This window comes from Gorillibacterium sp. sgz306347, from assembly GCF_059735245.1.
Map to the genome: position 1 here is coordinate 1 of NZ_JCAPET010000008.1, position 12,571 is coordinate 12,571.

Genomic DNA, 12,571 nt, shown 5'->3' on the forward strand with positions numbered 1-12,571 from the left:
GCGCGTGATGGACATTGGACCACGGCATAGCCAAAAAATCCACCCCGAAATAACGCAACTTTATTTTCATTTTCTGTGATGCCCGCCAGGGCATGGGCGGCTAATGGGAAACGCGGATCAATGATATGCAAATGAGCATCAAATAGGGTTCGCATATAACTCTCCTATCACAGCGGATGTTCAAACCGCTCCCGGGCAGCCCCCCATTCATTATGCCGGGTCAGAGCACCTTTTCTTGGACTTCCGCCCAATGTTGAAGGCTTGAAGTCCCTTCTCTAGGCACCTGCATATGGTAAAAGGGAATCCTGCTCCTGGAGGAGATGAATGAGGAATGTATCCTGTACCACCACATTATCACTATCAAGGGCTAAGTCCTTTGTATAACACCTGGGGTGATAACCCCCTTCAACTTCACCCGTTTCATTATAACTATTATTATAACGAGAAAAACCGTAAGGGACAGATCCCCTTAAAAGACTATGGCCCGAATCCGTTCGTCGTGAATATTGACCAGGCAGCCAAGCAAAATCAAACGTACCGTACTGCTTTATGGACCGGGAAGCATTTTCAAGTAACCCTGATGAGTATTAAGGTTGGCGATGATATCGGATTGGAAATTCATCCGGCAACCGATCAGTTCATACGGATTGAAGAAGGCCAGGGCCTGATTCAAATGGGAGACAGAAAAGACAAATTAAATTTCCAGGCAATGGCTCGCGATGACTACGCCATTATGATACCGGCCGGAAAATGGCACAATGTAACGAATACGGGAACAACCCCGCTGAAGCTGTACGTTATCTATGCCCCTCCCCATCATCCCCACGGTACGGTACACGAAACAAAGAAAACCGCCCAAGCTGCTGAAGGCTAGTCACCCCGTTTGGGAACGATTTCCCGCTCGGCCATGAGAAGAAGCGGATTGTATCCAAGCGTTGGTGTACAGAAAAAGCTGTCGAGGTCCTTTCTCGACAGCTTTTTTGTATTTACCAAGGTTTCGTTGTTAATCTCATAAAGCGGTTTGAACAGAAAGTTCTTCTGTTGATGGCGGGTGCGGTAGCTGTTCTGCTTCCAGAGATACGTGTCATAAGTATGCTCAGCCTGAGGCATCAAAAATTCCTTTGGCTTGCTGAAGTCGCCGGCAAGTCCGCAATTAAATATGCATATGATCTATTCGGCTCCTGCTGCAAGCCGGGAAAGCTTTTGCTGCATCGCGAACTGGTTGTAATAAAGGTTGGCATAAATGCCCTTGCGCCGCAGCAATTCTTCATGGCTGCCGCTTTCGGCGATTTCTCCGTCATGGACGACCATGATGACGTCGGCGCAGCGAATCGTGGAGAGACGGTGAGCAATGATGAAAGAGGTCCGGCCCTCCAGCAAAGTGTCCAAAGCTTCCTGGATATGCTGCTCGGTTTCGGTGTCTACGCTGCTGGTTGCCTCATCCAGGATCAGGATGCGCGGGTCCGCCAGGATGACGCGCCCGAAGGCCAGTAGCTGGCGCTGACCGACGGACAGCTTGGAGCCCCTTTCTTCCACCTGGGTTGCGTAGCCGTCCGGGAACCGGTCGGCAACCCGGTCTACCCGAACGCTTTGGGCTGCCCGCTTGACTTCCTCATCCGTGGCATCTTTTTTTCCGTAGCGGAGGTTTTCCTCAATGGTTCCCGAGAAGATAAAGGAATCCTGAAGAACAATTCCCATCTGACTCCGTAAGGAGGGGAGAGAGACTTCCTTCAGATCATGGCCATCGATCAGCACCCGTCCCTCGCTGGGGTCGTAGAACCGCATCAGCAGGTTGACGATGGTGCTTTTTCCGGCTCCCGTCGGCCCGACGAGGGCAATGCGTTGCCCCGGCTTCACTTCGAAATTCAACCCTTTGATCACATCGGCTTTATCCGCATCGTAGCGAAAGTTAACGTTGTCGAATACGACGCGGCCCTTAATGGAGGGCATCTCTTTTGCGTCCTTGCGGTCCCGGATTTCCGGTTCGGTATCCAGAATTTCAAAGATCCTTTCGGCGGAGGCCATGGCGGACAACAATTGGCTGTAGACCTTCGACAAGGCCGACAATGGGCCCCAAAACCGCCACAGGTAATTGATAAAGGCAACGATGAACCCGACGGACAACTCCCCCGAGATCACCCGGCTTGATCCATACCAGAGAACGATAATGGTTCCGAGCATGCCGATGAGATCCACCAGCGGCCACACGGTCAGCTCAAGGGAAACGGCCCGCATAAACGCCTTCCGGTTCCGATTGTTAATCTCGTTAAATTTCTTTTCATTTTGCGCGCCTCGGGAAAAAGCTTGAATGACCCGGATTCCCTGAATCGTTTCGTTCAGATTGCCGTTGATGGCGGACATGGTTTTCCGTGAACGGGTCCAGGCCTTCTCGATTTTCGTACGAAAGCCGCTTACCAGAAAAACCAGGAAAGGCAGGACCGTGAAAGCCATGAGCGCCAGCTTCCAATCCCAATACAGCAAAATAACGACGATACCAACCAGGTGAGTAAGCTCCATAATGATGGTGACAAGACCGCCGTTGATCAGTTCTCCGATAGCGTTGGTGTCATTCGTGACCCGGGACATAATCTTTCCAGCCGGCCTTCCGTCAAAGAAACGGAAGGAAAGCGTCTGCAAGTGATCGAACAGCTGCTGCCTGAGCTCATACAGAATACGCTGCCCGGTGAAGTTCACCCGGCGGATCTGAATCCGCTGAAGGAAAAAGGATACTACCTTTATGGCGATGATGGAGATGGCAAAGATGTGGATGGCTCGATAGTTTTTCTTTTCCATTCCTTCGTCGATGGCATAACGGATCAGCATGGGCTCCAGGAGACTGAGCAGCATACCGATGATAACGACGACAGCCACGACGGACATCGTCTTCTTATGGGGCTTCAGGTATCCGAGCATACGGACCAGATAGGCTTTATTAAATCCCTTCTCTGATTCATCCTCGGAATCCCATTCGATTTGGCTCATCTTCTCACCCCCCTGTTACCGCGAAAGCGCGGTCTTTGTCTTCGTCGTCGGGATTCAAGAATCCCGCCATTCCTTCCGCGTCCTGCTGCATCAGGAACAGCTTGCGGTAAAATCCGTCCTGCGCCAGCAATTCCTTGTGGGTACCCTGCTCCACTATACGGCCTTCTTCCAGAACAAGGATCCGGTCCGCACGTTGAATGGCGGACAGCCGTTGGGCTACGATAAAGGTCGTGCGCCCTTTCATAACCTCTTGAAGGGCCTCATGGATGGCGGACTCGGTGGCCGTATCGACGCTGGCCGTCGCTTCGTCAAGAACCAGGATCGGCGGATCCATCAGAATAGCCCGGGCAAGAGCGACCCTTTGACGCTGGCCGCCGGACAATCCCACGCCCCGCTCGCCGATGACCGTATCGTAGCCTTCCGGCATCGTTACGATAAAATCATGGATTTGGGCGCGGCGGGCTGCTTCCTCAATCTGCTCCCGGGTCGCATCCAAATGGCCGAAAGCAATATTGTCCCGGATGGTTGCCGAGAAAAGGAAGGTTTCCTGGGGCACGATTCCGATTTTCCGGCGAAGACCGTCGAGATTGTACTCCCGGACGTCTCTTCCGTCAAGCAGGACGGCACCCTCCGATACATCGTAGAAGCGGGCGAGCATTTGGATAAGGGAGCTTTTCCCGGAGCCGGTGCCGCCGAGAACCGCGATGGCCTCGCCGGGGCTGACCCTCAAATCGATGCCGTTCAGCACCCCCTTGATCTCCGTGTTCCCGGTATCCGTGGAGCTTTCGGCAGAACCATCCGAAGCGCTTTCCGCAACGTTGCCTGCGTTTGATTGCGGATAACGGAAGGAGACGTTCCGGAATTCCACGGCTCCGCGGATGGTATCGGCGGGAATCCCTTCGTTCGCCGGGGAGTCAATATCCACCGGGGTGTCGAGAATTTCGAATACCCGGGGAGCCGCTTTAAAGGCTTGCTGCATGATGTTGATGATCCAGCCCATCATATTGAGAGGCCAGATCAGCCCCCAGGCGTACCATTGGAATGCCGTCAAGGTGCCCACGGTCATTTCGCCTTTGATTACGTAGATTCCGCCAACCCAGTTCATCAGCAGGAAGACGGCGCCGCCAAACAGGTTCATGACGGGGAAGGAATTGGCTTCGAGCTTGGCCCGATTCATGTTGGTCTCGAAGTTCGTTTCGTTGCGTCCACCGAATTTTTTCCTTTCCAGGCGTTCCTGGGCGAAGGCTTTCACGACGCGGATACCCGCGATATTTTCCTGCAGGGTGGTTGTCAGCTTGCCCATTTGCTCCCGGATTTCCCCCCACGCAGGCCCGACCTTCCGGTTGAACTGCCACAGAGCAAGCATCAGCAGGGGAACCGTGGACATGCTGATCAGCGTGACCTTCCAGTTCATCAGCATCATGACGACAATGGTTCCGATGAAGGTAAGAGCACCGAGAAACATGTTGATGAAGCCGAAGGAAATAAAGTTTTTGACCGCGTCGATATCACCGGTCATTCTGGACATAATCTGTCCCGTCTGGGCCTTGTCGTAATACGAAAAGGATAGCTTTTGCAGATGGGCATACAGCCTTTGCCGCATGTCGAAAATTACGTTTTGGCCGACCAGCTCCTGATTGTAACCTTGAAGATAACTGATGACGGTTTTGAGAAGTTGCCCGCCAGCCAGAAGCAGACAGAAAAAGACGACCACCGATAATTTTTTGGCTTTGATTCCGTCGTCAACGGCGAGCTGCAGCAGCCACGGCGAGACGAGGTCGAACGTTACCCCCAGCGTCATTAAGAATAAGGCGAACAAGGCCCGGCCTGCATAAGGTCTGACGAAACCGAGCAAGCGGGTGAAGAGCTTCATGAGGTTTCCCTCCTTCTCTTTTCTATCTGTTTTTGAATGCGTTTTCTTGGCAGCACAAGGGCATCTTACCATCCTCCGGTAAACCCGACAACAGAAAAAAAAGATTAAACGAAATTCAACTTGAAAATAGACGATGCCCCTTTTCCAAAAATACAAAAGAGCCTCAAGAGTTGCCTCTTGGGCTCCTTTTCTTCACTCGTTTAAGAATCCAATCCTGCCAGCTGCAGAGTGCGCTTCAACCGCTCGGTATCCACATAAATGTCTTCCAGTCCCGTAAAACGCACGGCGGGATCCGGACAGCCTTTCCCATAGAGCATATAATAATCCAATGCATTGTGGTTGCTGATCATCCAATACGTAGGGACAATATGCCGGTCATGAAATAATTCAATGACCCGGGTACCCGGCCGGCAAAAAGCAAGGTTGGCCAGCCCCGCGCCATGGGGACCCAGAATGGCCTTTGCCGCTGCGAATAATTGAATTTGTCTGGCAACCTTCCATTCTTCAAGGTAAATCGTCACGAAGCCGTATTCTTCCAGACAGCGAACCACTTGATCTTCATTGACGATACGCCGTGAACCTGCTTTGTTACGCGAAATATAAATGCGCTCCGGAACGGCCAATTGCGTGTCCCGGTACGGCAGCAATAGTTGGCGCAGGGTTTCCGTAGCCCAAGGGGGATAGTGGGAGTTCATTATCAAGGACGGAACGAGCAGCCTGTCGGGCCTGATGTAAAGTTCCGGACTTGCCCGGATGACAAGCGATTCGGGTATGCCCAGCATGGACTGTGTTTCTTCCACAAAAGGTCCGTAAGGATTAGGATTCATTACGATGCTGGAATAAGGAATGGAGCTCATCTGCAGCATAACGAATCTAGGGAGTACATCATATAACCAGTGAAAATAATTATAGCTTCCGCAAAATGTTAAAACGGCCGCCGTACCGTTTAAATATTGAAGCTTCGGATCGTTCCAGCTGCAAAATACCGGATGCTCTTCGGCCTTTAACATTCGATGCCGCTCGGCATCGTATTCCTGGGACAGATCGAAAATCAGTCTCCCCTCCGGCGACAAAACCGCACCGGACCGTCCCCATACTCTGCCGCCGGGGATGATGGCCATGTATCCGCCGAAAGGTTTTAATTTGTATGAGGTCAGGTCGCGATGGATATGGGCTTCAATGGTTTTGGGCGATACAAACTCCGCTACACCGCCGAAGTCAAATGGAATAACCTTTCCGCATTCATCTCCGGTTTCCTTTTGACCCGATTCCATCTGCCACTCCGAAATATCCCGGTAATACTCTTTAGGAGGCTGTTCGTTAACTGAAAAAAGCATCGTTCACCCCCCGCTTTCCTATCGTCCTCCAACCACATTACGTTATTCTATGAAACAGCGAATCTGCAGACACGATTCCTGCGGAAAAGGGCAAAAAAATTGAAAGGAGGGGTTTCTTGCAGCTTGCAGTCCTGATAGGGCTTTTTTATTTTTTCCGGGCGTTCACAATAGGGGCCCTTATCTCCCGCTTTCTCGTCATTCTGGGCATCCATTCCAGGCTGCCGTTTTGCTGCATCTTCATTCCGTCTTAAGGTCGGATTAATACCTTGAGGGCTTCCCGGTTGTTCATCGCCCTGTACCCCTCCGGAACACCAGCCAAGTCAACCGTTACGTCAAAGATACGTCCAGGCTGAAAGGTGCCGTCAAGAATATCGGGAAGCAATTCTTCCATGTAGGCTCGCGTCGGAGCCGGACCTCCCGTAAGCGTAATGTTGCGCCCGAAAAGACTGGCAAACCCGACGGGAGCTTCGTCATACTGCGGAACGCCGACACGGCTGATCACCCCGCCGGCCCGGACGACGCCGACACTCATCTCGTAAGCAGGCATCAGTCCGACGCATTCAAGTACGACATGGGTACCTTCCCCTTCCGTCAATTCGCGGACTTTCGCAATCCCCTCTTCTCCGCGTTCGGGAACAATATCCGTGGCGCCGAATTCAATTCCAAGATCCGTCCGCTCCTTGTGCCGGCCCATAAGAATAATTTTCTTGGCGCCAAGCTTTTTTGCGGAGAGCACGGCAAGAAGACCGACCGCTCCATCGCCGATAACCGTAACGGTCGTGTTTTCATTCACGCCGCCCATCTTCGCCGCATGATAACCGGTGCCGTATACGTCGGACAAGGTCAACAAAGACGGCAATAAAGGAGACGTTTCATCAATGCCGTCAGGCAATTTGAACAGGCTTCCCTGTGCTTGAGGCACCCGGACATATTCGGCCTGGCAGCCGTTCATGAAGCCCCCATGCACGCAAGACGTCATTAACCCTTCCCGGCAAAAGGGACAAGTGTTATCGCCGTATGCAAACGGAACGATGACCAGATCGCCTTTCCGGAACCCGGTAACTTCCGAGCCCGTCTCTTCAATTTTCCCGATCACTTCATGTCCCATGGCTTCGCCGCTGCCGTGTTCATGGGCGCACATGCTGCGGTAAGGATGCAGGTCGCTTCCGCAAATGCAGGCGACAACCACCTTCAAAATGGCATCCGTCGGTTTCTGAATCTGTGGAACCGGAATCTCTTCAACCCGAACATCACCGGCTGCGTACATTACGTTTGCTTTCAATCCATTCTCCACCTTTTCATTAAATTTATTTCACCATTCCGTTTCCGGTTTGCTCGGGTCCCCCGCAGCCGCCAAATGAATGTTGTTTGATGCTGTGCAAAAAACCAACATGATGGGTAAACAATCAAGGAGAGCTTTCCCCGTCTTGCAGCTTTTTTTCTAGAGGGACCATGGTTTCTTCATAATTTTCCACTTTGAATTTCAAATAATCACGGGCACGCGTCATCGATTGAATGCGTTGCTCCAGCTCTTCCAACTGATCTCGCAGAATTTCTTTTCGCGCGGGGATGTTTGAAGGATCTCCTTTTTGGAAAAGTAAAATATATTCAATCAATGCTTCCGTACCGAGGCCAGCATCCCTCATGTGTTTTGAAAATTTAATCCAGCCGATATCATGCTCCGAAAAATCGCGAACGCCATTTTCGTCTCGCGTTACAGGCGGAATCAATCCGATTCGCTCGTAATAGCGAATGTTTTCGGGCTTCACTCCGGTTAATTCACTGGCTTTTTTGATGTTCATAGGCTTTCACCCTCGTTAGAAGCAAATTTGATGAGTTCACTATAAACCTTAAAGTGCACTTCAACGCAAGAGAGAATCTCTACAGGGCATTTTGGTGTTTTTATCCTTAAACAATTAAGATGTCCCGGTTCGTTTCCATTATCCGTTCGACCGGCGGATCGCTCTTCCGCTCCCCCCTCCTTAAGAGACCGCAGCGAATGGTCTTCCTTGACTTTGCTAAAAATAGGCGTAAGCAATCCCGATTTCCAATAGTTGAAACTTGCTGCCGGTTTTATCGTACCTTTTAAACAAAAGGTTCAAATAACTGCCGAACGGGTGAACGGATAAAACATACATACGATAACCGATCCCTTTACCGGCAGCCTGAGAGAAAACACAGCACAGGAGAGGAGTTATCATCAGTGGAGTATTACCGCAGCAGTACAACCGAAAGCTTGCAGGAATTGCAGACCACCGTCCAAGGGCTTGGCTCCGCGGAAGTGGAAAAGCGACGGGATAGGGACGGATACAATGAGTTAAAAGGAAAAAGCAAAGATCCCCTCTGGAAGCTTTTCCTGGAAAACTTCAAGGATCCTATGGTCGTGGTGCTGCTTATTGCAGCAGGCGTCCAGATTTTTATGGGACATGTTATGGAATCCCTTATCATTTTCCTCGTCCTGATCCTGAATGCCGTTATAAGCGTCGTCCAAACCCGCAAAGCGGAAAGCTCGCTCGCTGCCCTGCAGCAGATGTCGGCGCCGGCGGCGAAAGTTCTGCGTGACGGGTCATTAACAAGCGTGCCTGCAAGGGAGCTTGTACGCGGGGACATTGTCATCCTGGAAGCCGGCGACTACGTGCCCGCCGACGGCCGTATTCTGGAATCCGAAAGCCTGAAGATTAACGAAGGCATGCTGACCGGGGAATCCGAGGCTGTCGAGAAGCATTCGGGTACCATTGACAGTGAAGCACCGCTTGGCGACCGCCGCAATATGGCCTTCAGCGGCTCTTTGGTGGTATACGGGCGCGGAACCTTTGTTGTGACGGGAACCGGGCTGACGACTGAAATCGGGAAAATCGCCGAGCTCCTCGAAAGCGCCGAAGCCAAGCAGACGCCGCTGCAGCGTAAGCTGGAAGCGTTCAGCAAGCAGCTCGGGATCGCTGTTCTGGTGCTGTCCGTATTGATTTTCGCCATCCAGGCCCTTCGGATCTGGCTGTCGGACGACACGGTCGATACGACGGAAGCAATTCTGAATGCCGTCATGTTTGCCGTCGCCGTGGCGGTTGCCGCCATTCCGGAAGCTCTCTCCTCCATCGTCACCATCGTCCTGTCCGTCGGGACAAACAAGATGGCCAAGCAGAATGCCATTATCCGTACGCTGCCGGCCGTCGAATCGCTTGGGTCCGCCAGTGTGATCTGCACCGACAAGACCGGCACCCTCACCCAGAATAAAATGACGGTTGTCGATTACTTTTTGCCGCAAGGGGACAGCGATCAATTTAATCAGAAATCGGAAAACTGGTCGCTGGAGGCCCGACGGCTGCTGCATATTGCCGTGCTCTGTAATGACTCTAACATTAATGAAGACGGAAAAGAGCTGGGCGACCCGACGGAAGTGGCGCTGATTGCCTTCAGCAACAGCAAGGACAGGGATTACAGGGAAATCCGCGACAATTTCCCCCGCGAAGCGGAGCTTCCCTTTGACTCGGACCGCAAGCTGATGTCTACCCTGCACACCTTTGACGGACAGAAAGCATTGCTGACCAAAGGCGGACCGGATGTGCTGTTTGACCGGTGTACGCATGTCCTGCTGGGAGAACAGGAAGTGCCCTTGACTCCGGAAGTGCTGGAGCGTTTTATTAAAGCCAATGAGGATTACTCCGGCAGAGCCCTGCGAGTACTGGCTTACGCCTACAAAACCGTGCCCAACTCCGTAACGGAAATCGGGCTGGAGGATGAGCAGAATCTGGTGCTCGTAGGGTTGACCGCCATGATCGATCCTCCCCGGGAAGCCGTCTACGGCGCGATCGCGGAATCCAAAATGGCCGGCATCCGCACCATCATGATTACAGGCGACCACAAAACGACGGCACAAGCCATCGGCCGGGATATCGGCTTGATGAGCAAGGAAGAAATAGCCGTAACCGGTCAGGAGCTCGACGCCATGACCGACGATGAGCTTGATGCGAAGTTGGAGCAGATTGGCGTGTACGCCCGGGTTTCCCCTGAGAACAAGATTCGGATCGTCCGCGCATGGCAGCGGAAAGGGAAAATAACGGCCATGACCGGCGACGGTGTAAACGACGCCCCGGCCTTGAAGCAGGCGGATATCGGGGTTGCCATGGGCAGCGGAACCGCCGTAGCCAAGGATGCGGCGGCGATGATTTTGACGGACGATAATTTTGTATCGATCGTAAATGCAGTATCGGTAGGCCGAACGGTGTTTGACAATATCAAAAAAGCGATCGCCTACCTGTTCTCCGGCAACCTGGGCGCGATCATCGCCATCCTCTTCGCCCTTGTGTTCGGATGGGTGAATCCCTTTACGGCCATCCAGCTGCTCTTCATCAATCTGGCGAATGATTCCCTGCCCGCCATTGCTCTGGGCATGGAGAAGCCCGAACCGAATGTGATGAAACGGAAACCGAGAGACTTGAAGGAAAGCATTTTTGCCGGCGGGATGATGCAGGCCATTATTACCCGCGGGCTGCTAATCGGGATTGCAGTCATTGTGTCTCTGTATATCGGGCTTCAGACTTCCTCCGAAATGGGCGTTGCCATGGCGTTCACGACTCTGATCCTGTCCCGTACGCTTCAGACCTTTGCCGCCCGTTCGAACAGTCAAACCTCTATTGAAGCAGGTTTTTTTAGCAACAAATATGTGATTGGAGCGGTGCTTGTCTGCCTGGCCTTTTATGGCATCACGGTTCTGCCGGGAGTCCGGGACATCTTCTCGATTCCGGCTTCGTTCGGAATGTCGGAATGGCTGATTGCAGCCGGCCTGGCCCTTGGCGCCGTCATCCTGATGGAATTGACCAAGCTCCTCCGCAGAGCCTTCGCCTCAAAATCGGCGGAGACCGCCAATCGATAAACTGCACCAACGGGGGATCAAGTTCTTATCTTTTGGTCCGGACGAGAACCTGACGATACCCAAACTAAAAAACCGCGGGATTCCGCGGTTTTTTAGTTTCCAAGCTCTTGTCCGGCAGCCTTTAAATTTGTTCGCTTTTCAAGAAAATTCCGTCGTTGTTACTGTCTATGCTCAATTTCTTGTCTTTCATAATCCACTCGTCGCTTTTTTCCACAAAAAAATAATAACCGCCGACCGGCTCGACAAACGCAGGGTCAATCGGCGCTGCATTGGCATTGATCCCTACCGAAAAGGCATCGCGGCCTCCTCCGGCATACTTTGCATAAATTCGGACATATTGACCGTCTTTTAGTTCCCACTCCTTTTGAAAGGATTGGAAGGCTTCATCAGAAACGGAAATTCTCATTATACGGTCCCCTCCTTTCGAATCCTCCGGCTTGAATCCGGAAGAACAACCTCGGGCTCCGGAACAAAGCCGAACGTCCGATGGATTTCGTCTTGGATGACGTTCATTAAATAGGCAATATCCCGAGCGCTTGCTTGGTTGCGGTTAACAATTATATTGCCATGGTGCGGGGAAATTAACGCTCCCCCCTGCTCCAAGCCCTTAAGATTGAGCTGTTCCACTAAAGCGCCTATGGGAGTGCCAAAATCATAATTGTTTTTGAACACGGAGCCGCAGGACGGATAGGAAAAATGATGCTTTTCAAGCCGATACCGTTCAATCCTCTTCATCGTCTCCGGAATAAGGATTCCCTTTTGTTCCAGCACATGTACTTCCCGCGAAAAAAAATCGTAAAAGGCCTTGAGATTCGAGGGATTTTGAAGATCCAGCCACCGGCCCAGTACCCTCTGCAGCTCGAAATCCTTCTCTCCAGTTGGGATTACCCGCATATCGGCTCCGAGAATAAGCCAGTTCCGTTCTTGAAAAACCGATTTTTTATACCCGTATTTGCATTCGCTGACCTCTATACTCCGGGTGATAAACGGATCGTGATCCAAATCGATATAGGAAACCCGTTCAAGTATGTCGCTCATTTGGAACCCTTCATATTTTGCATTCATGTAAATGCCCGCGCCAAGACTGCCAGGCAGCAGATAGGTTCGCTCCATGTCCGGAATGGCATAATGAAGGCCGGCAATCGCCAGCATGGACATGGGCACACCTGCCGAGACATACCAGTTTGTCGTGGTGTTTTCCCAAAAAGCGAGTCTTTTTAATGAAAGAAACAATTGGTCTTTCGGCAAGTCATCCGGAAAAAGGACGTTGGAGCCCATTCCGAATATGAAAGCGGCAAGCTTCCGTGATTTGCATTCTTGCAAAACCGCTCTTAATTCTTCTTCCGTTTGGGGTGCAGAAAAATAGTCTGCAGCTCCGCCAATTTGATAGGAGCAGTGCCCGGCAAGCGACTCTTTTTTTAACATACCCGTAAATCCCCCATTAATTCCGCTCATCCCCGACCTCGCATGGCTGCCTCGGTTTTCTGGAGACGGAGTCCTGAGGTTATT

The 12,571-nt window shown here is 51.9% G+C and carries 10 protein-coding genes; 2 read left to right on the top strand and 8 right to left on the bottom strand.

Annotated elements, in window-relative coordinates; translation table 11 throughout:
- The first annotated feature begins 331 nt into the window (after window positions 1-331).
- Window positions 332-874 carry a cupin domain-containing protein gene (locus AC6I6H_RS06310; protein WP_497952890.1) on the top strand — a complete coding sequence of 181 codons (543 nt, stop codon included), beginning with the start codon at window positions 332-334 and terminating at the stop codon, window positions 872-874.
- Here AC6I6H_RS06310 and AC6I6H_RS06315 read toward each other — a convergent pair.
- From AC6I6H_RS06315 to AC6I6H_RS06340, 6 genes are all read right to left on the bottom strand, one after another.
- On the bottom strand, window positions 871-1,110 hold the full coding sequence (locus AC6I6H_RS06315; protein WP_497952891.1) for a hypothetical protein: 240 nt from the start codon (window positions 1,108-1,110) through the stop codon (window positions 871-873). The genes AC6I6H_RS06310 and AC6I6H_RS06315 overlap by 4 nt on opposite strands.
- A 60-nt stretch (window positions 1,111-1,170) precedes the next feature.
- The gene (locus tag AC6I6H_RS06320) at window positions 1,171-2,982 is read right to left on the bottom strand and encodes an ABC transporter ATP-binding protein (RefSeq protein ID WP_497952892.1); all 1,812 of its coding nucleotides are present in this window, start codon (window positions 2,980-2,982) and stop codon (window positions 1,171-1,173) included.
- 4 nt (window positions 2,983-2,986) lie between these two features.
- Entirely contained in the window at window positions 2,987-4,855 is a 1,869-nt protein-coding gene (locus tag AC6I6H_RS06325; protein ID WP_497952893.1) for an ABC transporter ATP-binding protein, read from the bottom strand.
- A gap of 200 nt (window positions 4,856-5,055) precedes the next feature.
- A complete protein-coding gene (locus AC6I6H_RS06330; RefSeq protein ID WP_497952894.1) occupies window positions 5,056-6,192 on the bottom strand; it encodes a glycosyltransferase family 61 protein in 1,137 nt (378 codons plus the stop codon).
- A 247-nt stretch (window positions 6,193-6,439) separates the two neighbouring features.
- The gene (locus AC6I6H_RS06335) at window positions 6,440-7,474 is read right to left on the bottom strand and encodes a zinc-binding dehydrogenase (RefSeq protein WP_497952895.1); all 1,035 of its coding nucleotides are present in this window, start codon (window positions 7,472-7,474) and stop codon (window positions 6,440-6,442) included.
- Window positions 7,475-7,598: 124 nt separating this feature from the next.
- Complete coding sequence (locus tag AC6I6H_RS06340) at window positions 7,599-7,994, bottom strand: MerR family transcriptional regulator (RefSeq protein ID WP_497952896.1); 396 nt, start codon at window positions 7,992-7,994, stop codon at window positions 7,599-7,601.
- A gap of 401 nt (window positions 7,995-8,395) precedes the next feature.
- On the opposite strand from AC6I6H_RS06340, the gene AC6I6H_RS06345 reads away from it, so the two are divergent.
- Window positions 8,396-11,062, top strand: coding sequence for a cation-translocating P-type ATPase (locus AC6I6H_RS06345; protein ID WP_497952897.1), 2,667 nt, complete (start codon window positions 8,396-8,398; stop codon window positions 11,060-11,062).
- 121 nt (window positions 11,063-11,183) lie between these two features.
- On the opposite strand, the gene AC6I6H_RS06350 is transcribed toward AC6I6H_RS06345, so the two are convergent.
- On the bottom strand, window positions 11,184-11,468 hold the full coding sequence (locus AC6I6H_RS06350) for a HesB/YadR/YfhF family protein (RefSeq protein WP_497952898.1): 285 nt from the start codon (window positions 11,466-11,468) through the stop codon (window positions 11,184-11,186).
- The gene (locus tag AC6I6H_RS06355) at window positions 11,468-12,517 is read right to left on the bottom strand and encodes a UDP-N-acetylmuramate dehydrogenase (protein WP_497952899.1); all 1,050 of its coding nucleotides are present in this window, start codon (window positions 12,515-12,517) and stop codon (window positions 11,468-11,470) included. Before AC6I6H_RS06355 ends, AC6I6H_RS06350 begins: the two co-directional genes overlap by 1 nt.
- Window positions 12,518-12,571 lie beyond the last annotated feature (54 nt).

Excerpts from the sequence above, each read along its gene's own strand:
- AC6I6H_RS06310 (WP_497952890.1), top strand. The coding sequence starts at position 332 with ATGTATCCTGTACCACCACATTATCACTATCAAGGGCTAAGTCCTTTG.
- AC6I6H_RS06315 (WP_497952891.1), bottom strand. The coding sequence starts at position 1,110 with ATGCCTCAGGCTGAGCATACTTATGACACGTATCTCTGGAAGCAGAAC.
- AC6I6H_RS06320 (WP_497952892.1), bottom strand. The coding sequence starts at position 2,982 with ATGAGCCAAATCGAATGGGATTCCGAGGATGAATCAGAGAAGGGATTT.
- AC6I6H_RS06325 (WP_497952893.1), bottom strand. The coding sequence starts at position 4,855 with ATGAAGCTCTTCACCCGCTTGCTCGGTTTCGTCAGACCTTATGCAGGC.
- AC6I6H_RS06330 (WP_497952894.1), bottom strand. The coding sequence starts at position 6,192 with ATGCTTTTTTCAGTTAACGAACAGCCTCCTAAAGAGTATTACCGGGAT.
- AC6I6H_RS06340 (WP_497952896.1), bottom strand. The coding sequence starts at position 7,994 with ATGAACATCAAAAAAGCCAGTGAATTAACCGGAGTGAAGCCCGAAAAC.
- AC6I6H_RS06350 (WP_497952898.1), bottom strand. The coding sequence starts at position 11,468 with ATGAGAATTTCCGTTTCTGATGAAGCCTTCCAATCCTTTCAAAAGGAG.
- AC6I6H_RS06355 (WP_497952899.1), bottom strand. The coding sequence starts at position 12,517 with ATGAGCGGAATTAATGGGGGATTTACGGGTATGTTAAAAAAAGAGTCG.